Source organism: Mycolicibacterium lutetiense (genome assembly GCF_017876775.1).
GTDB lineage: Bacteria > Actinomycetota > Actinomycetes > Mycobacteriales > Mycobacteriaceae > Mycobacterium > Mycobacterium lutetiense.
Genome location: NZ_JAGIOP010000001.1, coordinates 1,383,830 through 1,407,530, shown reverse-complemented (window position 1 = coordinate 1,407,530; position 23,701 = coordinate 1,383,830). Strand labels below are relative to the sequence as shown.

The window sequence follows — 23,701 nt, the reverse complement described above, 5'->3', positions numbered from 1 at the left end:
ACTCGACGTTACAGCGACAGGTAGTTCTTCAGCTCGTAGGGCGTGACGTGGCTGCGGTAGTTCTCCCACTCTGCGCGCTTGTTGCGAAGGAAGTAGTCGAATACATGCTCCCCCAACGCTTCCGCGACGAGCTCGGAGTTCTCCATCGCCTCCAGGGCGTTGCCCAGGCTGGTCGGCAGCTCGCGATAGCCCATGGCACGCCGTTCCTCGGGAGTCAGGCTCCAGACGTTGTCCTCGGCCTGCGGGCCCAGCACGTAGCCCTTCTCCACACCGCGCAGCCCGGCGGCCAGCAGAACCGCGAACGTCAGGTACGGGTTGCATGCCGAGTCAGGGCTGCGGACCTCGACGCGCCGTGACGACGCCTTGCGCGGCGTGTACATCGGAACGCGCACCAGCGCCGAGCGGTTGGCCGCGCCCCACGAGGCCGCGGTGGGCGCTTCACCGCCGTGCACCAGACGCTTGTAGGAGTTCACCCACTGGTTGGTGACGGCGCTGATCTCGCTGGCGTGCTCCAGGATGCCGGCAATGAAGGACTTGGCCACATCGGACAGCTGCAGCGGATCGTCGGGGCTGTGGAAGGCGTTGGTGTCGCCTTCGAACAGGCTCATGTGCGTGTGCATGGCCGAGCCGGGGTGCTCACCGAACGGCTTGGGCATGAACGAGGCGCGGACCCCGTCGGCCAGGGCGACCTCCTTGACCAGGTAGCGGAAGGTCATCACGTTGTCGGCCATCGACAGCGCGTCGGCGTAGCGCAGGTCGATCTCCTGCTGGCCGGGCGCGCCCTCGTGGTGGCTGAACTCCACCGAGATGCCCATCTGCTCCAGTGCCTCGATGGCGTGGCGACGGAAGTTGGGGGCCGAATCGTGCACGGCCTGGTCGAAATAGCCGCTGTTGTCCGCCGGCACCGGCACCGAACCGTCGTCCGGGCCGGGCTGCAGCAGGAAGAACTCGATCTCCGGGTGCACGTAGCAGCTGAAGCCCAGGTCGCTGGCCTTGGCCAACTGGCGACGCAGCACATGCCGGGAGTCGGCCCACGATGGTGAGCCGTCGGGCATGGTGATGTCGCAGAACATGCGCGCCGAGTAGTGCTTTCCGGCGCTGGTGGTCCAGGGCAGCACCTGGAAGGTGGACGGATCGGGCCGGGCCACGGTGTCGGATTCCGAGACCCGGGCGAAGCCCTCGATCGAGGATCCGTCGAAGCCGATGCCCTCCTCGAAGGCGCCTTCGAGTTCGGCGGGCGCGATCGCTACCGACTTGAGGTAGCCGAGCACGTCGGTGAACCACAACCGGACGAACCGGATATCGCGTTCCTCCAGGGTGCGCAGCACGAATTCCTTCTGGCGGTCCATGAGCGCAGCGTAGGCATCGGCTGTTAAATCTGTGTTACAGCCCTGCAAGGAGTTAGCAGGAGAGGTTGCCCGGCGAGGTTTGGTTGACGAAGAAACCGAGCACGGCGGTGTCGACACAGGCGTCTCCGTTGAACACCACGGTGTGTTGGGTACCGGTGAAGGAGATCAGGGCCGCGTCCATTTGCCGGGCCAGGTCCACCCCGGCCTGATAGGGCGTGGCCGGGTCGCCGGTGGTGGACACCACCACGACCTTGCCGGGTCCGGGCCCGGTGATCGGATGCGGCGCCGACGTCGCGGGCACCGGCCACAGTGCGCAGATGTCGCGGGGCGCGTACCCGGTGAACTCGCCGTAGGACATGAACGGCGCCACAGCGCGGATCTGCTGATCGGCGTCGGCCCACACTGCCGGGTCGGTGGGGAACGGCATATCGACGCAGCGGATCGCGGTGAACGCGTCCTGCATGTTCTGGTACTGCCCGGTTTCGTCGCGACGCCAGTAGTCGTCGGCGAGCAACAGCAGGTCACCGGCGTCGTTGCCGCGCGTCAACCCGAGTAGCCCGCTGGTCAGGTAGGGCCAGTACCGCGCCGAGTAGAGGGCGTTGCCGGTTCCGGTGATGGCGTCGGCGTAACCGAGTCCGCGCGGGTCCGAGGTGGAGGCCGGCGTCGTCGCCAATGGATCGACCAGTTGCTGGAACCTGCCGACGAACTGGGCCGGATCGGTGCCCAGCGGGCAGTCGGCCGATTTCGCGCAGTCTGCGGCGTAGGTGTCGAAGGCCTTCTGGAAGCCGGCGAGTTGGCGGACGTTCTTGGTGATCGGGTCCAGGCTGGGGTTGATGGCCCCGTCGAGCACCATGGTGCGTACCCGCTCGCCGTACTGTTCGGCGTAGGCGCCACCCAGTTCGGTGCCGTAGGAGAAGCCCAGATAGTTGATCTGGTCCTCCCCCAGTGCGGCCCGCACTGCGTCCATGTCCCGCACCGCCGACGCGGTGCCGACGTTGGCCAGGAACGGCGCACCCATGCGGTCCAGGCACTGCTGGGCGAATTGTCGGTAGATGTCTTCGATGTGGGCGACCCCGGCCGGGCTGTAATCGGTCATCGGCTCGCGGCGGTAGGCGTCGATCTCGGCGTCGGTGCGGCAGCGCAACTGCGGGGTGGAATGTCCGACGCCGCGCGGATCGAATCCGACCAGGTCGAAATGATCGGTGAGTGGAGACCCGGCGAGTGCCGCACCCATACTGGCGACGGTGTCCACCGCCGAGGCGCCGGGGCCACCGGGGTTGATGAACAGGGCACCGATCCGGTTGCCGGTGGCCGGAATCCGGATGACGGCCAATTGCGCCTGTGCCCCTTGGGGATCAGACGGATTCCAGGCACCGCTCCAATCGATGGGCACCGCGACGGTGCCGCACTGCGCCGTCGGAATCCGTGCCGGGTCTTGCACCCATTGTGCGCAACTTCCCCACTCCGGCCCGGATTCCGGCGCGGCGCCCGCGACCGGTACGGCGACCGGGTACACCACGGCGGTTGCACTGAGCAGCGTCACCGCTAATGCTCTCGCTGCCCGTCTGCCCGCCCACCACACGGCAGTCATAGTCGCATGGCGGGCGCCGCCGGGTCTGCGCCTGAGTCCGAGCAGAGATCGGCCGGAGACCGTCCGGTGACCTTGACCGTCTGGATCGTCAGCAGCGGGTCCCGGGCGGCGGCACGGTCACGTCCAGGAGGTATGTGGTGGCGATGTCGTCGATGCACTTGTTGCCCTGGAACACCACGGTGTGCTGGGTGCCCTCGAAAGTCACCAGCGTGCCCCCGAGTTGGCGGGCCAGGTCGACGCCCGCCTGATAGGGCGTCGCCGGGTCATTGGTGGTCGAGACCACCAATGTCGGAGGGAGTCCCTTCACCGAGATCTCATGCGGCTTGCTGGTGGGCGGCACCGGCCAGAATGCGCAGGTGCCCATCGGCGCGTTTCCGGTGAACTCGCCGTAGCTCAAGAACGGAGCGACCTCGCGGGCCCGCCGGTCCTCGTCGACGACGGTGGCCCGGTCGGTGATGGCGGGCTTGTCGACGCAGTTGACCGCGACCCGCACGTCGGTCGAATTGTTGTAGTGGCCCTTGGCATCTCGACCCATGTAAAGGTCGGCCAGCGCCAACATCACATCGCCGTTGCCGTTCTTCAGCCCGGTCAGGCCGTCGGTCAGGTGCCGCCACAGATTCGGCGAGTACAGCGGCAGGATGGTGCCCACGATGGCGTCGCTGTAGCCCAGCCCACGCTCATCGCGGGTCTTGGCCGGGTGCTCCACGAGTGGGTCGACCAGGCTCTTGTAGACCTCGACGGCCTTGGCCGGGTCGGTGCCCAGTGGGCAGTCGGGGTTCTTGGTGGCGCAGTCGGTGGCGTAGTTGTCGAAGGCCTTCTGGAATGCCGCGGCCTGACGGATGTCTTCTTCCACCGGATCCGCGTTCGGGTCCACGGCACCGTCGAGGATCATCGCGCGCACCTTCTCCGGAAACTGCTCGGCGTAGGTCGCGCCGATGCGGGTGCCGTAGGAGTACCCCAGGTAGGTCAGCTTGTCGTCGCCGACCGCGACCCGGATCGCATCCAGATCCTTGGCGACGTTCTCGGTGCCGACGTTCTCCAGGAACTCGGTGCCCATCTTGTCGACGCAGCGCTGGACGAATTTCTTCGTTTCGTTCTCGAGGTGCTCAACGCCTTCCGGGGTGTATTCCACCGTCGGATCGGCCCGCAACCGGTCGTTGTCGTCGTCGGAGTTGCACCACACCGCCGGCATCGAGGATCCGACACCGCGCGGATCGAACCCGACGATGTCGAAACGATCCTTGACCGGCTGCGGCAGGCCCGACAACAGGGCGACCGCCGATTCCACCCCGGATTCGCCGGGGCCGCCGGGGTTGATCACCAACGAGCCGATCTTCTTGCCCGCGGCCGGGAAGCGGATCATCGCCAGTCGGGCGATCTCGCCGTCGGGCTTGGAGTAGTCGACCGGCACCGACAGCATCCCGCATTCGGCGTTGTCGGGGATCTGCACCTGGTCGCCCGAGCCGGCGTTGCACGGCAGCCATTGCACCGGTGTTCCGGGCCGTGGGACCGCGATCCTGGCCTGGCCTTCGACCACCTGGGTGCAGCCCGTCGCGGCCACCGCCGTCACAGCGAGCAGCGCGCCGAACCTCATCCTGAACTTCATGGCTCACCATGCTGCCATGACGTGACATCGCCGCAGGCCGGGCCTGGTCACGAGGCGCCGCGGCACTATCGGGTAGCCGCGAGCAGTTCGTCGAGCGCGACGGGGAAAGCGTCGGCCAGATCCCACAGGTCAGGCAACAATTCCGGGCAGGACATGATGCCGACGTCCAGTTTGCCGGTCAGGGACATGACGGTGATGTTGAGCCCGGATCCGTGGAAGATCGGGCCCAGCGGATACATCGCCTTGACCTCGCAGCCCAGCAGGTACAGCGGTACCTGCGGCCCCGGCACGTTGGAGATGACGAGGTTGTGCACGGGTTTGGCCCCCGACAGCCGACTGGCCGCGTAGACGCGCATCGCCGCACCGAACACCGCCGGTGCCGCGAACTGTGTCCAGTCCTGCAGCAACGTCGCGCCGATCGCCGAACTGTGCTGCTTGGCAACCGAATTCGACGCCGAGATGGCGAGCAACCGCTCGGCTGGATCCTCGAGATGGGTATCCAGCTTGGAGAACATGCCCGACACCTGGTTGCGGCCGGGCCGGTCGGAACGGTCGTGTACGGACACCGGCACCATCGCGACCAGGGAACTTTCGGGCAGTTCGCCACGGTCGCCGAGGAACGTCCGCAGCACGCCGGATACCAGCGCCATCACCACATCGTTGACCTTGACGTCGAAATGCTTCTTGATGGTTTTGATGTCCTCGAGGTCCAGCTGGGCGAATGCGACGCTGCGCCGTCCGGTGATATTGGTGTTGAACGCGGTCTTCGGGGCATTGAACGGAGCCGCCATCGACTGCCCGCTGAAGGCACGCCGCACCGTATCGACCACCGTGGTCGCCGTGGCCGGCAGCATATTGGCGAACTTGAGTGGGCGGGCCGCGAACTTCAGTGCACCGCCGATGGCGATCTCGGCACCGGTGGCGCCACCCACCCCGTCTACCGGATCGGGCGGCGGCGCGTCGGGCTCGGTGGTGCACAACTTCGACATCAGGTTGGCGCCGGTCACCCCGTCGACGGCGGAATGGTGCACCTTGGTCATCAGCGCCAGCCGGCCGCCGGCCCGGGCGTCGGTGTCCGCCACGTTCTCGATGACCCACATCTCCCACAGCGGCCTGGTCCGGTCCAGCGGCAGTGAGGCGATGTGCCCGCAGATCTCCGCCAGTTCGGCGCGCCCGCCCGGTGCCGGCAGGCCGATCCGATGCAGATGCCGGTCGACGTCGAAGTCCTTGTCGTCCACCCGCACCGGGTGGTCGAGATTGAACCGACTGTCGGCCAGCTTTTCGCGGAACTCCGGCATCGCCTTGACGGTCAACGAGAGCGCGTCGCGCATCCGGTCGAAGGTGTAGCCACCCGGCATCGTCGAGGTGTCCAGTTCCAGCACGGAACACACATGCATGGGCTGCGAGGCGGTTTCGAGATACAGGAAGCTGGCGTCGAGTCCGCTGAGCCGTTGCATGCCGCTGATGTTAGGGCTCCGCGGGCAAACTGTGAGGAAATCCACTCGAACGTCGCTTTTGCCTTCGATACCCGCAGTGGCAGACTGACGATTGTCAGCCGAACCCGGGGACCACGACATGTGGCGTCGAGGATCGAACCGACCACACAAGGGACGACGATGTCTGAACAGTCTGTTTACGGCGCTTCCGATTCTGCCGCAGCCAAGCCGCGCACCAAGGTCCGCACGCTCACGCTGCAGAAGTGGAAGTCCGAAGGTCACAAGTGGGCGATGCTCACCTGCTACGACTACTCCAGCGCGCGGGTATTCGACGAGGCCGAGATTCCGGTATTGCTGGTCGGCGACTCGGCCGCAAACGTGGTCTACGGCTACGACACCACCGTGCCGATCTCCATCGATGAGCTGATCCCGCTGGCCCGTGCGGTCGTCAAGGGCGCCCCACACGCCCTGGTGATCGCCGATCTACCGTTCGGCAGCTACGAGAGCAGCCCCACCCAGGCCCTGGCCACCGCTACCCGTTTCATGAAAGAGACCGGAGCGCAGGCGATCAAGCTCGAGGGCGGTGAGCGGATGGTCGATCAGATCGCGATGCTGTCCGCCGCGGGTATCCCGGTGGTGGCCCACATCGGCTTTACGCCGCAGAGCGTCAACGGGCTGGGCGGGTTCCGCGTGCAGGGCCGTGGCGACTCCGGCGACCAGACGATCCACGACGCGATCGCGGTGCAGGAAGCCGGTGCGATCGCGGTGGTACTGGAGATGGTGCCTGCCGAGTTGGCCACCCAGATCACCGGCAAGCTGACCATTCCCACGGTGGGAATCGGCGCCGGCCCCAGCTGCGATGCCCAGGTACTGGTCTGGCAGGACATGGCCGGGCTCACCAGCGGCAAGACGGCCAAGTTCGTCAAGCGTTTCGGTGACGTGGGCGGCGAACTGCACCGTGCGGCAGCGCAGTACGCCCACGACGTGGCGACCGGGGTGTTCCCGGCCGAAGAGCACAGCTACTGATTTCTCTGGCCGAGCGCAACCCCGTCAGGCGAATTCGGGCTTGCGCTTGGCCAGGAACGCGTCGACGCCTTCGCGGCCGTCGGCGGAGTTGGCCCGCTCGGCGATGAACCGGGCTTCGGCGGCCATCTGCTCTTCGAGGCTGTTCTTGAACGAGGACACCAGCAGCGACTTGACCGCACCGTTGGATCCGCCGGAACCTGCCGCCACCTGCTCGGCCAGTTTCGTGGCCCGCGCAGCGAGCTCGTCTCCGGCGACCACCTCGGTGACCAGTCCCCATTCCTGAGCCTCGACGGCTGAGAGCGTGCGGTTGGTCAGGATGAGCTCCTGTGCCCGACGCAGGCCGACCAGTCGCGGCAGGTGGTAGGACGCGCTGCCGTCGGGGCTCAGTCCCACCTTCGTGTAGGCCATGGTGAAAGTGGCCGATTCGGCGGCCAGCACCAGATCGCCGGCCACGGCGAGACTGAACCCGGCGCCGGCTGCGGTGCCGTTGACCGCGGTGATCAGCACGGCATCCATCCGGGCGAATGATGAGATGGCCTGGTGCAGGTCGTCGGCAACGCCCTTGATGAAGCGACCACGGTCGGGCGCGGTGGAAAACGACTTCAGGTCGCCGCCGGCACAGAAGAAACGGCCCGCACCGGTGAGCACCACGGCTTTGGTGCCGGGCGTGTCGCAGCGGCGGGCCGCGTCGGCCAGTTCGCGAGTCATGGTGTCGTTCATGCCATTCGCGGCGTCCGGGCGGTTCAGCGTGATGCGCGCGACGGCGCCGGACTGCTCGAACGAGATGGCTTCATAGGTGGGCTCGGTCACGGCCCGAACTCTAGCGGGCCGGGGTTTGCGGCGGTCGCACGCCCAGTCGGGCGGCGGTGGCGGCCACCAGCGGGCCGAATTCGCCGTCGAACCCGAGGATCCGCAATGCCCCTGCCCCGATCGCCCAGGGCTGCGACGGTGTGCCCTCGACGTCGTCGGAGCGACTGTTGACCACCGATTCCACCAATCGGAACGGCAGGTCAGCGGCATCGGGCGGCCCTGCGCATTCGGCGATCACCGCGTCCGACAACTTTCGGTACACCTCTCGCAGTTCGGCGCGTCGGCGCCGGAACGGTGCGAACCGGTCGGTGCGCAGCTCGGGCAGCAGGTACAGGGCCCCCAGATTCCACCGGCTCGCGCACAACTGGTGGGCATCGGCGACCGCGAGCGTGTGCAGGTGTTGCGCCGTCGGCCCCGAGCTGTCGAGCAGCTCGGCGCCCAGCTGCAGGGCATTGTCGACCGTGCCGGCCAGCAACGCGTCGAGGATGTCGTCTTTGGTGGCGAAATGGTGGTACAGGGAGGCCTGCCGTACCCCTACTTCGTCGGCGATGCGCCGGGTCGAGGTGTTGGCGTACCCGTGGTTGGTGAACAGTTCGGCGGCAGCGTCCAGGATCTGCTCACGGGCCGTCGCCCCCGGTCTGCGTGGCTGCTCCAGCCGCGGGCGCCCGCGTCCGGTGGCGGCGTTCGCCGGTGTCGTGTCAGCCCCCATGCCAGCAACAGTAGGAGACGCGTGCCGACCTGACCGACAGCGCGGTCGCGGCAGCGACAAGTCTTGATGTTGCTGTGACCGGCCACCGGTCGTGACACCCACCCGAATATGGCACGCTGGTGCCATCCGATCTCCCGCCTCCGGTGCAGAGCGAAGGTGACTATGGCCCCCGGCAGTTCGCATACCGCGAGGTACACCGAAATCGAGCGGAAGTTCGCCGTCACCGAAGGCACCGTCTCGCCGTCGTTCGAGGGATTGTCGGCCGTCGCCGAGGTTGAGCGCACTCAAACGCAGCATCTGGACGCGGTGTATTTCGACACCCCGGATCGCGACCTTGCCGCACATCGCATCACGTTGCGGCGCCGCACCGGCGGCGCCGATGCGGGCTGGCACCTGAAGCTTCCGGCCGGCGTCGACACCCGCACCGAGATCCGTACGCCGCTGGGCGCCGGTACCGACACGGTGCCCGAGGATCTGCGCGACATCGTGCTGGCGATCGTCCGGGATCGTCCGCTGGCTCCGGTGGCCCGGATCAGCACCGAGCGCAGCGTCGAGGTCCTGCACGGAGCCGACGGCGTCGCACTGGCCGAGTTCTGCGATGACCGGGTGACCGCATCGGCCACCGGACAGGAAGCCGATCAACAAAGTTGGCGGGAGTGGGAGTTGGAGCTCCTCATCGCCGATGCACCCGACGATCTGATGGATCGGCTGGCGAATCGGCTGGCCGATGCCGGGGCGGAGCCGGCCGGGCATGGTTCGAAGCTGGCCAAGGTGCTGGGCACCGATCAGGCCCCGGCCCCGAGTCCCCCGGCCGATCCGGTGCTCCGGGCCATCGCCGAGCAGGTCGACCAGCTGTTGCTGTGGGACCGTGCCGTACGTGCCGATGCCTACGACTCGGTACATCAGATGCGGGTGACGACCCGCAAGATCCGCAGCCTGCTGCAGGAATCCAAGGACTCGTTCGGACTGGACGACGACGGCTGGGTGCTCGACGAATTGCGGGCGTTGGCCGCGGTGCTGGGGGTGGCCCGCGATGCCGAGGTGCTGGGTGAGCGCTACCAGCGCGCGCTCGATGAGATGCCCGCCGAGCTGATCCGGGGCCCGGTGCGCCAGCGACTCGTCGAGGGTGCCAACCGCCGCTACACCGCGGGCTGGCGTCGTTCGCTGCTGGCGATACGGTCGCCGCGCTACTTCCGACTGCTGGACGCTCTGGAGGAGTTGGTCAGCGCCGAAAAGCCGGAATCCACGGACGCCGCTGCAACTTCCGTATCCATCGACGCCGCGTACAAGCGGGTTCGCAAGGCCGCCAAGGCTGCCGCGGCGGTGGCGGCCGACGATGCCAGCGCCGAGGAAAAGGACGAGGCGCTACACCGGATTCGCAAGGGCGCCAAGCGGCTTCGTTACACCGCGGCGGCCACCGGGGCAGACAAGGTGTCCGATCGGGCGAAGAGCATCCAGACCTTGCTGGGCGACCACCAGGACAGCGTGGTGAGCAAGGCGCATCTGAGCACCCAGGCCGATGCCGCACATGCCGCCGGTGAAGACACCTTCACCTACGGGCTGCTCTACCAACAGGAGCACGACACCGCTCAGCAGTCCCGGGCGCTGCTGGACGACGCGCTGAAGAAGCTGGCCAAGGCGGTGCGCAAGGCCCACTAGGGGCCCGAGGGCTGGGGGCGAACGAGTTGGCCTGTAAGCCGGATTCTGTGCCGACTCTCCTGTTACCAGGAGGGCCGGTGGCGACCATCCATCTGGACACACCGTCGCCGGGTGCCTCGAGCGGCCTACCCGCAGGCTCGGGCGAGCAGCCCTCGAACGCCTGCGCGGCCGCAACCAGGTTGCGGCCTTCTTGGCCTTGCTTCGGGTGGGGTTTGCCTAGCCACCCCGGTCACCCGGGGTGCTGGTGCGCTCTTACCGCACCGTTTCACCCTTACCCCCCTTGCCACAAGGGCTCGGGTGGCGGTCTGTTTTCTGTGGCACTTTCCCGCGAGTCGCCTCGGATTGCCGTTAGCAATCACCCTGCTCTGTGAAGTCCGGACTTTCCTCGATCCCCGGTTTCCCGGGTGCCGCGGCCGCCCGGCCAACTCGTTCGCGCTGATCACCGTACCCTCAATTGCATGCCACAGGTGCCACCGGCACGATATTTGCTCCGCGCGAAAGACCTGGCGGACGCCCGTTATGCGGATCCGATCACCGTCGACGACCTCGCGGCAGCCGCCGGATTGTCCCGGGCGCATTTCAGCCGGATGTTCACCCGTACCTTCGGCGAGTCGCCACGGGCCTACCTGCAGAGCCGGCGGCTCGAGCGGGCCGCGGCACTGCTGCGCAACACCGATCGTTCGGTCGCCGACATCTGCGTGATGGTCGGCCTGCAGAGTGTCGGTTCGTTCACGACGAGCTTCGCGCGGGTGTACGGCAGGCCGCCGGCGGCCTACCGGGCCGGCCTGCCGTCGGCGATGCTCCGCGCTCCGGTGCCCAGTTGCATCCTGGCGCGGGATACCCGGCGTGCCCATCCGGGTCGGGCGAAGACAGCACAAACGGAGAAGACGACGGGGCCCGACCGAACGTAGCGTCAGGCCCATGATGAAAATCGCATACACACACCTGTGGGTTCACGATCAGGAAGTCGCACTGAAATTCTGGACCGAGAAGGTCGGAATGGAAGTGCGCGAAGATGTTTCGTTCCCTGAGGAGATGGGCGCCTTTCGATGGGTCACGGTCGGCCCGCCCGGGCAGGACGACGTGGGCATCGTGCTGATGGCCGTGCCCGGCGAGCCGGTGATGGATGAATCCACCCGCAAGCAGGTTCAGGATCTGACCGCAAAAGGCTTCGCGGGCACGGTGTTTCTGACTACCGACGATTGCCAGAAGAGCTACGAGGAGCTGAGCGCCCGCGGCGTCGAATTCACCGAACCGCCGAACCAGATGCCCTACGGCATCGACTCGGGCTTCCGTGACCCGTCGGGCAACAGCATCCGGCTGACCCAGCGCACCGACTAAGTCGGCGCGTTCGGTGTCTATGCCGAGGATCGCAGTCAGCATCGAGCAGCGATCCTCGGTATAGAGCGTGTCTACTCAATGTGAATGGCGCTGCGCCCCAAGCTGTTCATCTGACACCCGACCTAGCCTCTGCGGCGGAGCACCATCACGTTGTCGATCAGGGTTCCGGGCTGCCCGTCCGGCCCCGTCGCTTCCCGCTCATCGGTACCCACCCGGACGCGTTCCCATTGCGTGGCATCGAGGTTCAGTGAGTCGACGACCTCGTCGGCGCTGGGGAACGGGAACCTCCGGACATGCTCGGGCGCCCAGGGCGGTGCGGCCCCATGATCGACGATGACCAACAGACCGCCGTCGGCCACCGCGCCGGCGGCCCGACGCAGCACTTCGGCGCGGTCCATCGCAATCGGCGACTGCAGGAACTGAGCCGAGACCAGATCGAAGCCGCCGTCCGGGATGCTCTCGGACAGGTCGTGGCGTTCGAACGTGGTGCGGTCGGCCACGCCGCGGTCCTGCGCTTCGGCCAAGGCCCGCGCGAGCGCGGTGTCGGAGACGTCGACTCCCGTGACCTGCCAGCCCTGTTCGGCCAACCACACGGAGTCACCGCCCTCGCCGCAGCCCAGATCGAGGGCCCGGCCGGCGGGCAGATCCGCGGCGATCTTCGCCAGCTGGGCGTTGACGCGGCCACTCCAGATGCGGCCGCGCTGCCCGTAGTGCCGTTCCCAGTACTGGGCGGTGACGGCGGTCTGGGCGGGCCACGGCGGCACCGGTAGGCCGACGTCTTCGCCGAGCAGGTATTGCACGACGGCGGCGCCGGCCTGACTGCCCGACGCCACCGCTGTGGCCACCTGAGGCATCTGGGCGCCCAGATCGCCTGCGGCGAAAAGCCCTGGCACCGAGGTGCGGGCGAACGCGTCGACGACGAGTGCGTCCACGGCGATCGGCCCGGGTGCCGAAACGGCGCCGAGGTGCGTGGCCAGCAGTGAACGTTGGTGCAGCGTGGCGGCAACCAACGCGCCGCGCCGGGCCAGGCGGGCGCCGTCGGTGAACTCCACCGCAGCCAGTTCGCCGTCGTCCGCTACGAACTGGGCGATCAGCCGCTCGTCGATGCCGATTCCGGCGGCGTCCAGCGCCTTGACCTGTGCGTCGTCCAGGCCGCTGTCGCCGTTGGTGAGCACCATCAGGTCTTCGGTCCAGCCGCGCATCATCAACGCCGAGTGCACGGCGCGATCCCCCTGCGCGATGACGGCGACCGGCGCATCCCGCATCTCCCAGCCGTGGCAGAACGGGCAGTGGAAAACCGAGTCGCCCCACAGTGCTTCGAGCCCGGCGATGTTCGGCGGCCGGTACTCCATGCCGGTGGCCAGCAGCACCGTCCTGGCGCGCTCGCGGGTGCCGTCGGCCAGCTCCAGCACAAAACCCGGCTCGCCCGTGACGACCTCGCCGGTACGCACCTCGACCGTGGGGTAGGCAGCCAACTCGGCGCGGCCCGCGGAGTAGAGCTCAGCGGGTGGGCGGCCATCGCTGGCGAGCAGGCCGCCGATTCCGTGTGCGGCCAGGTTGCTTTGATCTCCCGCGTCGACCAGCAGCACGCGGCGCCGGGCCCGGCCCAGTACCAGCGCCGCACTCAACCCGGCGGCCCCGCCGCCGACGATGACGCAATCCCAGATGTTGTCCATGCCCTCCAGGTTGCCCAATACATGGCAAAATGCCAAGCTGATTTGCCATGGAGGCAAAATCAGTCGATCCCGCCGACATCGACGCCGTGGTCCGGAGTCGTCTGCGCGAGTTGCGGGCCGAACGCGGGCTCACCCTCGAAGACGTCGCCCGCCGCGCACAGATCGACGTCTCCACGCTGAGCCGGCTGGAATCGGGTAAACGCCGACTGGCCCTGGACCACCTGCCCCGCCTGGCCGCCGCACTGTCGGTGACCACCGACGAGTTGCTGCGCGCACCGCAGGCCGAGGACCCCCGCGTCACCGGCAGCTCACACACCCACCACGACATCACGTACTGGCCGTTGACCCGGCAGGGCCCGGCGGGCGGCCTGCACGCCTACAAGATCCGGATCAGCGCCAAGCGCCGCAAGCCGCCCGCCGAATTCCCCGTCCACGAGGGTCGCGACTGGATGTACGTCCTGTCCGGACAGCTGCGCCTGATCCTGGGCGAACAGGACTTCGTCGTCAATCCCGGTGAGGCCGTGGAATTCTCGACCTGGACACCGCACTGGTTCGGGGCCGTGGACGGCCCGGTCGAGGCGATCACCATCCTCGGCCCGCACGGCGAGCAACTACACCTGCACGCCTGACTTACAGGTAGGCGGTCTGGTTCACCAGCCGCACCGATGAACCTCCGTCGGAGTAGAACTCGGCGATCGACAGCGAGGCCAGATCCAGGTGCAGCCGGTAGAGGATGCCCTCACCGGCGTCCAGCGCCAGCCGCAGGATGGTCTTGATCGGCGTCACGTGTGACACCACGAGAACCGTTGCGTCACCGTACTCGGCGATGATCCGGTCGCGGGCCCGACGGACCCGGTGTGCGACGGCATCGAAGCTCTCGCCACCGGGCGGCTCGACGCTGGTGTCACGCAGCCAGCGCCGGTGTAGTTCCGGATCCCGTTGCGCGGCTTCGGCGAACGTCAATCCTTCCCACTCGCCGAAGTCTGTTTCGATCAGGTCGTCGTCGACACGGACATCGACACCGAGGGCCTTGCCCGCCGCCGCAGCCGTCTCATACGCCCGCTCCAGCGGCGAGCTGACCACCGCCGCGACTCCCCCGCGTGCGCCCAGATAGCGCGCGGCGGCATCGGCCTGCCTGCGCCCTTCCTCGGTCAGCACCGGATTGCCACGCCCCGAATACCTCCGCGCGATGGATAATTCGGTCTGGCCGTGGCGCAGCAGCAACAGCCGGGTGGGAGATCCGGTGGCGCCGGTCCACCCGGGCGCGGACAGCGCGACCTCGGCGGCGGGCTTCGCGTCGACGATGCCCGCGGCTGCGTCCATCGCTTCGTTGGCCAGCCGGTCGGCATGGCTGTTGCGCTCCCGTGGAATCCACGAGTAGCTGACCCGATCGAAACCCGCGGCCAGCTCAGCCCCTCGACGCTGCAGCGGAATCAGATCGGGATGCTTGACCTTCCAGCGCCCCGACATCTGTTCCACGACGAGTTTGGAATCCATCGACACCGCCACCTCGGCCGCGCCGAGTTCGGCGGCGGCCTCCAGACCGGCGATCAGGCCGCGATATTCGGCGACGTTGTTGGTGGCTCGGCCGATCGCTTCCTTGCGTTCGGCCAATACCGCGGCGTGCTCGGCATCGAACACCACCGTGCCGTAGCCCGCCGGTCCGGGATTTCCCCGGGACCCGCCGTCGGCCTCGACGAGAACCTTCACTGTTTGAACCGCAACAGGATTGCTCCGCACTCCGGGCAGCGCAGTACGTCGTCTTCGGCGGCCGCGGCGATCCGGGCGCTCTCGCCGCGGTCGATCTCGATCCGGCAGGCACCGCAGCGCCGGCCCTGCAGCAGTCCGGCCCCCGCCCCGCCGCGGGACCGCTGCCGTTCGTAGAGATCGACGAGTTCGGGATCGATGAGACCGACCAGACCTGCCCGACGAGTCGCGGCCTGATGCTTGGCCGCGTCGATTTCCACCAGTGCGGCATCGCGGGCCTGCTGGGCCGCCGACAGCGCGGCCTGCATCTCGTCGATGCGTTGCGACGCCGCGGCCTGCTGCCCCGACAGTTCCTCGCGGCGTTCCATCAGCTCCAGCAGGGAGTCCTCCAGGCTGGATTGCCTGCGCTGCAAGGTTTCCAGCTCATGCTGAATCTCGGCAACCTGCTTGGCGCCGACCGTGCCACCGTCGATCAGCTTGCGGTCGCGGTCCTCACGCTGACGGACCGAGTCGATCTCACCTTCGAGCTTGGTCACCTGGGCTTCCAGGTCTTCCAGGGCGATACCCAGAACGCCCACCCCGTCGCCTGCGGCGGCGTACTCAGCCTGCGCCTCGTCGACCTTCTTCTGTTCGGCCAGGTGCTTGGCGCGGTGCTCGAGGCGCCCGAGTTCGGCATCGACCTCGGTCAGCGCGAGAAGCGAACGTTGTTGTTTTACTTCGGCTTTCATGCCCTGACTTTCATGTAGCTATAGGATTTTTCTGCGTTGATACGTTTACTGCGGGTCAGCACTCGACGTTCCACGGGTCGGTGCGCACCGAGGACACCCGCACCTCAAGTGCGTCACCGAACTGCCCGTTCAGCACTCCGGCGGCCTGGGCGCACCAGGGGAACTCGGTGGCCCAATGCGCCACGTCGACGAGCGCGACCGGTGAGGCGCGTCGATGCTCGTCGGCGGGATGGTGCCGTAAATCTGAGGTGACGTAAGCCTGTACATCGGTACGGGCCACCGTGCCCAACAGCGAGTCGCCCGCTCCCCCGCACACCGCGACCCGCGACACGATGGCGTCGGGATCCCCCGAGGTCCGCACCCCCCACGAGGTGGCCGGCAGCGCGACCCGTACCCGGGAGGCGAAGGCCGACAACGGCTCTGGCCGGTTCAAGCGCCCGATCCGGCCGATTCCCACGTCGCCGGGGATCGGCGCCAGCGCGATGATGTCGAAGGCCGGTTCCTCGTAGGGATGGGCGGCCCGCAGGGCGGACAGGATGGTAGCGCGCAGCCGCGAGGGCGCGATCACCTCCACCCGGTCCTCGGCCACCTGCTCGACGGTGCCCACCTCGCCGATGGCCGGGGCGGCCCCGTCGTGCGGCAGGAACTGCCCGGTACCGGGCACGCTCCAACTGCAGTGCGAATAGTCGCCGATGCGCCCGGCTCCGGCGTCGAACAACGCCGCCCGCACTCTCACCGCGTGCGCGGCCGGCACGAACACCACCCATTTGTCCAGGTCGGGGCCCGGCGCCGCCGGCGACAGCACCGCCTCGACAGTCAGGCCCAGCGCCTCGGCCAATGCGTCGGATACTCCGGGTGACGCGGCATCCGCGTTCGTGTGAGCGCTGAACAGGGCCCGTCCGGTGCGGATCAGCCGGTGGATCAGGGCGCCCTTGGCCGTGTCGGCGGCCACCGTGTCCACGCCGCGCAGCAGCAGTGGATGGTGGGCCAGCAGCAGACCGCGCTCGGGCACCTCGTCGATCACGGCTTCGGTTGCGTCGACCGCGATCGTCACCGATTCGACGGTTTCGTCGGGGTCCCCGCACACCAACCCGACCGAGTCCCAATCGTGGGCCAGGTGCGGCGGGTACGCCGCGTCCAGGGCGGCGATCACGTCGGCCAACGGCACCCCGGCCGGTCGCGCGCTCATTGCAGTACCTCCGTCATGGCGTCGATGAGTGCGGGCCATTCCGGCCGCACCGCGGCACGCAGGTAATTATCCGGCAGGCCCACGAAAGTATCGCAACGCCGTACTGCGATGCTTTTGCTTTCCAGATGTTTTCGCATCAACTCGGCGTCGGGCACGGTGAACAGTACAAACGGCGCCTCGCCGGCCACCACGCCCAGTCCGAGCGCCTCGAGCCCGGCGACCATCGCGGCCCGAAGTTCGGCGAGCCGACGGGCCCCGGTGTCGGCCTCAGCCACCGCTTCGGAGCTGCTGGTCGCTGCGATGGCCTCCAGTTGCAGGGTGCCCAGCGGCCAGTGCGGGCGCGGCGCGGTGAGCCGGGCCAGTACGTCGGGCGCACCGAGCGCGTATCCCACCCGTAGCCCGGCCAGTGACCAGGTCTTTGTCAGGCTGCGCAGCACCAGCACGTCAGGCAGCGATTCTCCGGCCAGCGTCTGGGCCGCGCCAGGAATGCCGTCGGCGAATGCCTCGTCCACCACCACCAGTCGGCCTGGCCGGCGCAGCGCCAGAATGGCGTCGACAGGGTGCAGCACCCCGGTCGGATTGGTCGGGTTGCCGATCACCACCAGGTCCGCCTCGTCCGGCACCGCACTGCCCGCCAGTGTGAACGGGAACGGCAGCACCACGTGCTGGATCGGCACACCGGCCGCGGCCAGCACGGCTTCGGGTTCGGTGAACGACGGGGCCACCAGTGCGGCCAGGTGTGGCTGTAGTCCGGCCAGCAGGGCAAATCCTTCGGCCCCACCGGCCAGCAGTGCCACTTCGTCTTCACTTCGGCCGTGGCGCGCCGCGACGGCTTCGACGGCGCGGAGCTGATCGGCCTGGCTCGGGTAGCTGCCCAGGTCGGGCAGCCGGGCCGCGAGCCGGTCGGTCAGCCAGGACGGCGGACCACCGGGGCGGACGTTCACCGCGAAGTCCAGCATGCCCGGCAATGCGGCCTGGTCGCCGTGGTAGCGGGCGCCTGCGCGGGGTGGGTGTGGCACAGCACGACACTAGTGGTCAGAGGTCCTCAACTGGGCATCCGGAGGACTCCCGGCGACATACGGGAGAATGGGTACGTGACTGACACGCTGGAACTCACCCGACCGCAGCTGGTGCTGTTCGATCTCGACGGCACCCTGACCGATTCAGCGGCCGGGATCGTGTCGAGTTTCCGCCACGCGTTGACCCACGTCGGCGCCGGGATCCCGGACGGTGACCTGGCCGGACGCATCGTCGGCCCGCCCATGCACGAGACGTTGCAGGCGCTGAGTCTGGGCGAGGTGAGCTTCGATGCCGACACGGCGATCGCGGCCTACCGCGCCGATTACACGAGCCGCGGCTGGGCGATGAACAGCCTGTTCGACGGCGTCGAGGCGCTGCTGGCAGATCTGCAGTCCGCAGGGGTGCGGCTGGCGGTCGCCACCTCGAAGGCCGAGCCCACCGCGCGGCGCATCCTGGAGCATTTCGGCCTGGACGGCTACTTCGAGGTGATCGCCGGGGCCAGCCCCGACGGCGTCCGGGCGGCCAAGGCCGACGTCGTCGCCTACGCACTGGCCCAACTGCAACCCCTGCCGCAGCGCGTCCTGATGGTCGGCGACCGGATGCACGATGTCGAGGGTGCAGCCGAGCACGGGATCGGCACCGTGGTGGTCGGCTGGGGTTATGGCGCGGCAGATTTCGACGGCCCCACGGGGCTCGCTGGGGCGACCGCGCACGCCCACGTCGATACCGTCGCGGCCCTTCGGGAGGTGCTCGGTGTCTGAGTTGCTACATGTGACATTCGTGTGTTCGGGCAACATCTGCCGGTCCCCGATGGCCGAGAAAATGTTCGCCCACCAGATCGGCGAACGCGGCCTGGCCGACGTGGTTCGGGTGACCAGCGGTGGTACCGGCGGCTGGCACGCCGGTGACGGCGCCGACAGCCGCGCCTGCCTGGTGTTGCGTGAGCGCGGTTATCCCAGCGATCACGTCGCCGCCCAGGTCTGCGATGACCATCTCGGTGCCGACATGGTGGTCGCGTTGGGCCGCAATCACACGCGCATCCTGACCGATCTGGGCGTGACGAGCGACCGGCTGCGGATGCTCCGCTCGTTCGACCCGCGGTCGGGAGCGCATGCCCTCGATGTGGAGGATCCGTACTACGGCGGCAAGACGGATTTCGAGGATGTGTTCACCGTGATCGAGTCATCCCTGCCCGGTCTGCACGCCTGGATCGACGCGACGCTGGCCGAGCGGGGAATCCGAGGAACGGCAGTCTGATGCGACGCTTGGCCTTCCTGCTACGACCGCAATGGGTGGCGTTCTTCATCGTGGTGGTCGCTTTCGCCTACTTGTGTTTCACGGTGCTGGCGCCGTGGCAGCTGGGCAAGAACACCTCGACTTCGCGGGAGAACAACCAGATCACGCATTCACTGCAGGCCGACCCGGTTCCGGTGACCACCTTTCTGCCACAGCAGGATTCGGCCGCCCCCGACGCGCAGTGGCAGCGGGTTACCGCTACCGGGCACTACCTGCCCAAGGCGGAGGTGCTGGTCCGGCTGCGGGTGGTCGACGGCGCACCGGCGTTCGAAGTGCTCACCCCGTTCGCCGTCGACGACGGGCCGGTGGTGCTGGTCGATCGGGGCTTCATCGAACCGATCGACGGAAACAAGGTGCCCGAGTTCGCGGCCGCACCCACCGGTCAGGTGTCGATCACCGCGCGTCTGCGGGACGAGGAAGCCCTCATCCCGGGCAAGACGCCGTTCCGCAGCGACGACGGCGCACAGCAGGTGTACTCGATCAATACCGGGCAGATCGCCTCGCTCACCGGCGTACCGCTGACCGGGTCGTACCTGCAGCTGGTGGCCGACCAGCCGGGCGGGCTCGGGGAGATCTCCCTTCCGCACCTCGACGCCGGGCCGTTCCTGTCCTACGGCATCCAGTGGATCGCGTTCGGCATCGTCGCCCCGCTCGGTCTCGGCTACTTCGTCTACGCCGAGTTGCAGCAGCGCAGGCGCGAACGGGCAGCGGCCCAGGCGGCCGAGAAGGAACCGCCCCGGGAACTCACCGGCGAGGAGAAGATCGCCGACCGCTACGGCAAGCGCCGCTGACCACTACGAGCAGCACCGACACGGCCGCCGCCGAGGCCTGCACCGCGCGCGACAGCCGCACCGCCCGGGCCACGTCGGCTACCTCGGGCATGCGCCCGTCGCCCAGCGTGGGCCGGATCTCCAGCTGATGCGCGTACTGCGTCGGGCCACCCAGACGCACCCCGAGCGCGCCGGCGAACGACGCCTCGGCCACTCCGGCGTTGGGGCTGGGATGGCGGGATGCGTCGCGTCGCCACGCGCGCAACGCCGCGGCCGGTGAACCGCCGACCACCGGTGCGCACAGCACCGCCAGCACCCCGGTCAGCCGGGCCGGAAGGTAGTTCAGTACATCGTCGAATCGGGCTGCCGCCCAACCGAAGTAGTTGTACCGCGGCGAGCGGTGCCCGATCATCGCGTCCAGTGTGTTGGCGCCCCGGTACACCAGCACCCCGGGCACTCCGCCGATCGCCGCCCACAACAGCGGCGCCACCTGGGCATCAGATGTGTTCTCGGCCAGCGACTCCACCGTGGCCCGGGTCAGACCAGAAGGATCCAGCGCGGCCGGATCCCGCCCGCACAACGAGGGCAACAGGGCACGCGCACCGTCGAGATCGGCGGTCTGCAGCCGCGTCGACATCTGGACGCCCACCCGGTTGAGCGAGGTTCCGCCGAGCGCGATATAGGTGGCCGCCGCGGTCACCCAGATGCGGTCACCACGTCCCGCCGCCCAGCCCAGCCCGGCCAGACCCCCGAGCAGCAGCCCGGTGTGCAGCACACCTGCCCCACGGTTGTCGGCGTAGATCAGCTTTTCCAACCGTGCTGCGCCCGTGCCGAACCCGGCCACCGGATGTCCGCGACGGGGATCGCCCAGCAGCAGGTCAGCCAGGAACCCGACGGCGATACCGGCGGCTCGGCGGTGCCAGTCCGGCGGGCACGCCCGCGGACTTCTCGGCGCAAACACCCCGGCAGCGTCTCACAAGGTGGTCTACTCGATGTCATGAGGCTGGGTCCGCCACAACGCCCGCGACGGGTCACCGATCTGCTCAACCCGGCGGCGGCGCTGCTGCCCGCGGCCAACGTCATCATGCAACTGGCGTCCCCGGGTGTCGGTTACGGGGTGCTGGAGAGCCCGGTCGACAGCGGCAACGTCTACAAGCATCCGTTCAAACGGGCCCGCACCACCGGCACCTATCTGGCCGCGGCCACCATGGGAACCGACGCCGACCGTAGGCTGCTGCGCACCCAGATCGACAAGGTGCACGCGCTGGTCCGCTCACGGGCCTCAAGCCCGGTGTCCTACAACGCTTTCGATCCGCGCCTGCAACTGTGGGTGGCGGCCTGCCTGTACCGCTACTACATCGATATGCACGAGTTCCTCTACGGTCCGCTCGACGAGGAGTCCGCCGACGCGATCTACGCCGACGCCCGCACGCTGGGCACCACCTTGCAGGTGCGCGACGAGATGTGGCCGGAAGACCGGGACGCCTTCGATGCGTATTGGAAGCAGTCGCTGCAGGACCTGCGGATCGACCTGCCGGTGCGAGAGCATTTGTACGGGGTCGCCGCGATGGCGTTCTTGCCTGCTCCGCTGCGGCTGCTGGCCGGCCGGTTCAACCTGTTCGCCACCACCGGATTCCTGCCCGCCGAGTTCCGCAGCCATATGCAGTTGGGCTGGACGGACGATCAGCAGCGGCGTTTCGAGAGGCTGTTGATCGGCCTGCGGGTCGCCGATCGCGTGATCCCGCACGAGGTGTGGCTGTTGGGCTATCAGATCTATCTGTGGGACATGCGGATCCGTGACCGTCTCGGCAAACGAGTGGTCTGATTCCGACTGATTCAGGAGGGCGAATCATGGCGTTTCCGGCACTGGCTCATGTGGCGGTCACCGTCCGGGATCTGGCGGTCAGCGGGCCGTGGTACCGAGCCCTGTTCGACGCCGATCCGGTGCTCGACGAGGACACCGACGCCGGTTTCCATCACCTGGTGTGGCTGCTGGAGGGCGGCACGCTGTTCGGCGTCCATCAACACCAGACCCCGGCTCCCGATGGACGTTTCAGCGAGTTCCGGGTCGGCCTGGACCACGTCGGCTTCGGCTGCGCATCGCGTGCGGAACTGCAGGCCTGGGTGGACCGACTCGACGGGCTGGGCATCGTCCACGGCGGGATCGTGGACGCCCCGTACGGGTCCGGACTCAGCTTCCGCGATCCCGACGGCATCGCCCTGGAGTTCTTCGCCGGGAACTGAACACGGGTGATAGCGCAGGGTATCGCCGACACGCGCGGATATGATCCGACGCGGAGGTCCCTTTTGAAAGACGCCATTGTCCTGGTTGCCGTTTCGCTGGCAATCGGATTCGCGCTCGGCGGCCTGCAGTCATCCGGCCCGCCGGCCGCCGCCCCGGAGGTGCCGGCCCCGCCGCTGCCTCGACCGGGCGTCTACACCGTCACCGAAACGTCGGGCGACCGGGCGCCGGAACCCTACAACTGGACGCTGTCCGATTGCGGCCCCCGGTGCCTGCACGTGGTCTCGCCCGAGTCGGAGGGCTCGTGGCAACTGGACCTGCTGTGGGACCCCGCCGCCGATCGGCACAAGGGTGCGTGGGTCGGTGAGCGCATCAACCCCGGTGTGCGCTGCCCGACCGATGGATCCAAGACCGGCCCGGTTCCGTTGAAGTACGTAATCAGGGCCGACCTCACCGGATTCGTCAACCTGAAGTTCTCCGAGGAGAGCCCGTCATGTTGGGGAGAGACCGCCATGCGCGGCCGTCGGCTCGCACTGCAGCGCGCGAAGGCCGTGTGGTCGTAGGGCCGAAATTCAGCCAGGGCCTTGGCCGCAGTGCTGGGGCGCTCGACCATCCCCGTTTGAGTTGCGGCCGAACATCTTTGGTCCGATCGGTGCGGAGCACCCCGGCATCCACCTTCGAACTGCCAGAATATGAATTTGGCATGAACCATGTGACAGTCATCTATGCCTCCGGACAATGGTGTTATGGCGGCGACGTCGGTGTCTCCACGTGGACAAGCACCCCGGCAGGCAATGCTGGGTCAGCTACCCCGGATGCATCGTGCTGACGGGTCACCGATCCGGGTGTTGCTGGTCGACGATGAGCCGGCGCTGACCAACCTGGTCACGATGGCGCTGCGCTACGAGGGCTGGACCGTGGACGTCGCCCACAACGGCAGCGACGCGATGGCCCTGTTCACCGACACTGAGCCCGACGTCGTCGTGCTGGACATCATGCTGCCCGACGTCGACGGGATGCAGATCTTGCAGCAAGTGCGGGCAGCCGAGACATACACCCCGACCTTGTTTCTCACTGCGCGTGATTCGGTGGTGGATCGGGTATCGGGGTTGACCGCCGGCGCCGACGACTACATGACCAAGCCGTTCAGCCTGGAGGAGCTCGTCGCCCGGCTGCGGGGTTTGCTGCGCCGGTCCAGCCATATTGCACCGCCGGTCGACGAGGTGCTGCGAGTCGGCGGCATCGTGCTCGACGGAGCCAGCCACGAGGTGTCTCGCGACGGTGCGGCGTTGACGCTGACCGTGACCGAGTTCGAGCTGTTGCGGTATCTGATGCGTAATCCGCGGCGGGCTCTGAGTCGCGCCGAGATACTCGAACAAGTGTGGAACTACGGGTTCGGCGGCAAATCGGGCATCGTCGACCTCTACATCTCGTACCTACGCAGGAAGGTCGATGCCGGCCACGAGCCGATGATCCACACCGTGCGCGGTGTCGGATATATGTTGCGCCCCAAGGAATGACGAGGCACGCCACGACGATCCGGGTA

Annotated in this window: 24 protein-coding genes and 1 other RNA gene; 12 read left to right on the top strand and 13 right to left on the bottom strand. The window is 67.8% G+C overall.

Features of this window, described 5'->3' with window-relative positions; translation table 11 throughout:
* Window positions 1-8: 8 nt before the first annotated feature.
* The 4 genes from glnA to JOF57_RS06715 form a co-directional block, all read right to left on the bottom strand.
* Window positions 9-1,349, bottom strand: a complete 1,341-nt coding sequence (glnA, locus tag JOF57_RS06730; protein WP_209915091.1) for a type I glutamate--ammonia ligase — start codon at window positions 1,347-1,349, stop codon at window positions 9-11.
* A gap of 52 nt (window positions 1,350-1,401) precedes the next feature.
* Entirely contained in the window at window positions 1,402-2,940 is a 1,539-nt protein-coding gene (locus JOF57_RS06725; protein WP_209915088.1) for an alpha/beta hydrolase, read from the bottom strand.
* Window positions 2,941-3,028: 88 nt separating this feature from the next.
* Window positions 3,029-4,546, bottom strand: a complete 1,518-nt coding sequence (locus JOF57_RS06720; RefSeq protein ID WP_209915085.1) for an alpha/beta hydrolase — start codon at window positions 4,544-4,546, stop codon at window positions 3,029-3,031.
* Window positions 4,547-4,611: 65 nt separating this feature from the next.
* Window positions 4,612-6,003, bottom strand: a complete 1,392-nt coding sequence (locus JOF57_RS06715) for a WS/DGAT/MGAT family O-acyltransferase (RefSeq protein ID WP_209915082.1) — start codon at window positions 6,001-6,003, stop codon at window positions 4,612-4,614.
* A gap of 159 nt (window positions 6,004-6,162) precedes the next feature.
* Here JOF57_RS06715 and panB point away from each other — a divergent pair, with 159 nt between their 5' ends.
* The gene (gene panB / locus JOF57_RS06710; RefSeq protein WP_209915080.1) at window positions 6,163-7,008 is read left to right on the top strand and encodes a 3-methyl-2-oxobutanoate hydroxymethyltransferase; all 846 of its coding nucleotides are present in this window, start codon (window positions 6,163-6,165) and stop codon (window positions 7,006-7,008) included.
* A gap of 24 nt (window positions 7,009-7,032) precedes the next feature.
* Here the strand turns inward: panB and JOF57_RS06705 are convergent, their stop codons facing one another.
* Complete coding sequence (locus JOF57_RS06705; protein ID WP_209915078.1) at window positions 7,033-7,818, bottom strand: enoyl-CoA hydratase/isomerase family protein; 786 nt, start codon at window positions 7,816-7,818, stop codon at window positions 7,033-7,035.
* 10 nt (window positions 7,819-7,828) lie between these two features.
* A complete protein-coding gene (locus tag JOF57_RS06700) occupies window positions 7,829-8,527 on the bottom strand; it encodes a TetR/AcrR family transcriptional regulator (protein WP_209915075.1) in 699 nt (232 codons plus the stop codon).
* 162 nt (window positions 8,528-8,689) lie between these two features.
* Here JOF57_RS06700 and JOF57_RS06695 point away from each other — a divergent pair, with 162 nt between their 5' ends.
* Complete coding sequence (locus JOF57_RS06695; RefSeq protein ID WP_209915888.1) at window positions 8,690-10,186, top strand: CYTH and CHAD domain-containing protein; 1,497 nt, start codon at window positions 8,690-8,692, stop codon at window positions 10,184-10,186.
* A gap of 18 nt (window positions 10,187-10,204) precedes the next feature.
* Here JOF57_RS06695 and rnpB read toward each other — a convergent pair.
* Window positions 10,205-10,615: RNase P RNA component class A (rnpB, locus tag JOF57_RS06690), an RNA gene on the bottom strand.
* Between the two features lie 29 nt (window positions 10,616-10,644).
* Between rnpB and JOF57_RS06685 the strand changes: the two genes are divergently transcribed.
* Both JOF57_RS06685 and JOF57_RS06680 read left to right on the top strand, forming a co-directional pair.
* Window positions 10,645-11,097 carry a helix-turn-helix transcriptional regulator gene (locus JOF57_RS06685; protein ID WP_209915072.1) on the top strand — a complete coding sequence of 151 codons (453 nt, stop codon included), beginning with the start codon at window positions 10,645-10,647 and terminating at the stop codon, window positions 11,095-11,097.
* Between the two features lie 10 nt (window positions 11,098-11,107).
* Window positions 11,108-11,527, top strand: a complete 420-nt coding sequence (locus tag JOF57_RS06680; RefSeq protein ID WP_209915069.1) for a VOC family protein — start codon at window positions 11,108-11,110, stop codon at window positions 11,525-11,527.
* Window positions 11,528-11,649: 122 nt separating this feature from the next.
* On the opposite strand, the gene JOF57_RS31315 is transcribed toward JOF57_RS06680, so the two are convergent.
* On the bottom strand, window positions 11,650-13,203 hold the full coding sequence (locus tag JOF57_RS31315) for a bifunctional NAD(P)/FAD-dependent oxidoreductase/class I SAM-dependent methyltransferase (protein ID WP_209915066.1): 1,554 nt from the start codon (window positions 13,201-13,203) through the stop codon (window positions 11,650-11,652).
* A 47-nt stretch (window positions 13,204-13,250) separates the two neighbouring features.
* On the opposite strand from JOF57_RS31315, the gene JOF57_RS06670 reads away from it, so the two are divergent.
* Entirely contained in the window at window positions 13,251-13,832 is a 582-nt protein-coding gene (locus JOF57_RS06670) for a type II toxin-antitoxin system RelB family anti-toxin (RefSeq protein WP_209915064.1), read from the top strand.
* Between the two features lies 1 nt (window position 13,833).
* Here the strand turns inward: JOF57_RS06670 and JOF57_RS06665 are convergent, their stop codons facing one another.
* The 4 genes from JOF57_RS06665 to cobC are packed head-to-tail and all read right to left on the bottom strand — an operon-like array spanning window position 13,834 to window position 17,846.
* A complete protein-coding gene (locus JOF57_RS06665) occupies window positions 13,834-14,913 on the bottom strand; it encodes a bifunctional RNase H/acid phosphatase (protein WP_209915061.1) in 1,080 nt (359 codons plus the stop codon).
* On the bottom strand, window positions 14,910-15,638 hold the full coding sequence (locus JOF57_RS06660) for a zinc ribbon domain-containing protein (protein ID WP_209915058.1): 729 nt from the start codon (window positions 15,636-15,638) through the stop codon (window positions 14,910-14,912). Before JOF57_RS06660 ends, JOF57_RS06665 begins: the two co-directional genes overlap by 4 nt.
* 55 nt (window positions 15,639-15,693) lie before the next feature.
* Entirely contained in the window at window positions 15,694-16,827 is a 1,134-nt protein-coding gene (locus JOF57_RS06655; RefSeq protein WP_209915056.1) for a Nif3-like dinuclear metal center hexameric protein, read from the bottom strand.
* Window positions 16,824-17,846, bottom strand: a complete 1,023-nt coding sequence (gene cobC, locus JOF57_RS06650; RefSeq protein WP_209915053.1) for an Rv2231c family histidinol phosphate aminotransferase CobC — start codon at window positions 17,844-17,846, stop codon at window positions 16,824-16,826. Before cobC ends, JOF57_RS06655 begins: the two co-directional genes overlap by 4 nt.
* A 75-nt stretch (window positions 17,847-17,921) precedes the next feature.
* On the opposite strand from cobC, the gene JOF57_RS06645 reads away from it, so the two are divergent.
* The 3 genes from JOF57_RS06645 to JOF57_RS06635 are packed head-to-tail and all read left to right on the top strand — an operon-like array spanning window position 17,922 to window position 19,934.
* Window positions 17,922-18,608, top strand: a complete 687-nt coding sequence (locus tag JOF57_RS06645; protein ID WP_209915050.1) for an HAD-IA family hydrolase — start codon at window positions 17,922-17,924, stop codon at window positions 18,606-18,608.
* Complete coding sequence (locus JOF57_RS06640) at window positions 18,601-19,104, top strand: low molecular weight protein-tyrosine-phosphatase (protein ID WP_209915047.1); 504 nt, start codon at window positions 18,601-18,603, stop codon at window positions 19,102-19,104. The genes JOF57_RS06645 and JOF57_RS06640 overlap by 8 nt, the downstream gene beginning before the upstream one ends.
* Window positions 19,104-19,934 carry an SURF1 family cytochrome oxidase biogenesis protein gene (locus JOF57_RS06635; RefSeq protein WP_209915045.1) on the top strand — a complete coding sequence of 277 codons (831 nt, stop codon included), beginning with the start codon at window positions 19,104-19,106 and terminating at the stop codon, window positions 19,932-19,934. Before JOF57_RS06640 ends, JOF57_RS06635 begins: the two co-directional genes overlap by 1 nt.
* Here JOF57_RS06635 and JOF57_RS06630 read toward each other — a convergent pair.
* Window positions 19,888-20,874 (bottom strand): cobalamin biosynthesis protein, encoded by a 987-nt coding sequence (locus JOF57_RS06630; protein ID WP_209915043.1) that lies wholly within the window; start codon window positions 20,872-20,874, stop codon window positions 19,888-19,890. The two genes, JOF57_RS06635 and JOF57_RS06630, sit on opposite strands and share 47 nt — an antisense overlap.
* Window positions 20,875-20,910: 36 nt before the next feature.
* On the opposite strand from JOF57_RS06630, the gene JOF57_RS06625 reads away from it, so the two are divergent.
* The 4 genes from JOF57_RS06625 to JOF57_RS06610 all read left to right on the top strand — a co-directional run bounded on the left by JOF57_RS06625 (window position 20,911) and on the right by JOF57_RS06610 (window position 23,675).
* Window positions 20,911-21,738 carry an oxygenase MpaB family protein gene (locus JOF57_RS06625; RefSeq protein WP_209915040.1) on the top strand — a complete coding sequence of 276 codons (828 nt, stop codon included), beginning with the start codon at window positions 20,911-20,913 and terminating at the stop codon, window positions 21,736-21,738.
* A 26-nt stretch (window positions 21,739-21,764) separates the two neighbouring features.
* Window positions 21,765-22,157 (top strand): VOC family protein, encoded by a 393-nt coding sequence (locus JOF57_RS06620; RefSeq protein ID WP_209915037.1) that lies wholly within the window; start codon window positions 21,765-21,767, stop codon window positions 22,155-22,157.
* A gap of 63 nt (window positions 22,158-22,220) precedes the next feature.
* On the top strand, window positions 22,221-22,718 hold the full coding sequence (locus JOF57_RS06615) for a hypothetical protein (RefSeq protein ID WP_209915034.1): 498 nt from the start codon (window positions 22,221-22,223) through the stop codon (window positions 22,716-22,718).
* A 183-nt stretch (window positions 22,719-22,901) separates the two neighbouring features.
* On the top strand, window positions 22,902-23,675 hold the full coding sequence (locus JOF57_RS06610; protein WP_209915031.1) for a response regulator transcription factor: 774 nt from the start codon (window positions 22,902-22,904) through the stop codon (window positions 23,673-23,675).
* Window positions 23,676-23,701 lie beyond the last annotated feature (26 nt).

Coding starts and splice junctions, on each gene's coding strand:
- JOF57_RS06720 (WP_209915085.1), bottom strand. CDS start 4,546: ATGAAGTTCAGGATGAGGTTCGGCGCGCTGCTCGCTGTGACGGCGGTG.
- JOF57_RS06660 (WP_209915058.1), bottom strand. CDS start 15,638: ATGAAAGCCGAAGTAAAACAACAACGTTCGCTTCTCGCGCTGACCGAG.
- JOF57_RS06725 (WP_209915088.1), bottom strand. CDS start 2,940: ATGACTGCCGTGTGGTGGGCGGGCAGACGGGCAGCGAGAGCATTAGCG.
- JOF57_RS06680 (WP_209915069.1), top strand. CDS start 11,108: ATGATGAAAATCGCATACACACACCTGTGGGTTCACGATCAGGAAGTC.
- JOF57_RS06700 (WP_209915075.1), bottom strand. CDS start 8,527: ATGGGGGCTGACACGACACCGGCGAACGCCGCCACCGGACGCGGGCGC.
- JOF57_RS06610 (WP_209915031.1), top strand. CDS start 22,902: ATGGCGGCGACGTCGGTGTCTCCACGTGGACAAGCACCCCGGCAGGCA.
- JOF57_RS06715 (WP_209915082.1), bottom strand. CDS start 6,003: ATGCAACGGCTCAGCGGACTCGACGCCAGCTTCCTGTATCTCGAAACC.
- JOF57_RS31315 (WP_209915066.1), bottom strand. CDS start 13,203: ATGGACAACATCTGGGATTGCGTCATCGTCGGCGGCGGGGCCGCCGGG.
- glnA (WP_209915091.1), bottom strand. CDS start 1,349: ATGGACCGCCAGAAGGAATTCGTGCTGCGCACCCTGGAGGAACGCGAT.
- JOF57_RS06695 (WP_209915888.1), top strand. CDS start 8,690: ATGGCCCCCGGCAGTTCGCATACCGCGAGGTACACCGAAATCGAGCGG.
- JOF57_RS06655 (WP_209915056.1), bottom strand. CDS start 16,827: ATGAGCGCGCGACCGGCCGGGGTGCCGTTGGCCGACGTGATCGCCGCC.
- panB (WP_209915080.1), top strand. CDS start 6,163: ATGTCTGAACAGTCTGTTTACGGCGCTTCCGATTCTGCCGCAGCCAAG.
- JOF57_RS06685 (WP_209915072.1), top strand. CDS start 10,645: ATGCCACAGGTGCCACCGGCACGATATTTGCTCCGCGCGAAAGACCTG.
- JOF57_RS06635 (WP_209915045.1), top strand. CDS start 19,104: ATGCGACGCTTGGCCTTCCTGCTACGACCGCAATGGGTGGCGTTCTTC.
- JOF57_RS06670 (WP_209915064.1), top strand. CDS start 13,251: ATGGAGGCAAAATCAGTCGATCCCGCCGACATCGACGCCGTGGTCCGG.
- JOF57_RS06625 (WP_209915040.1), top strand. CDS start 20,911: ATGAGGCTGGGTCCGCCACAACGCCCGCGACGGGTCACCGATCTGCTC.
- JOF57_RS06620 (WP_209915037.1), top strand. CDS start 21,765: ATGGCGTTTCCGGCACTGGCTCATGTGGCGGTCACCGTCCGGGATCTG.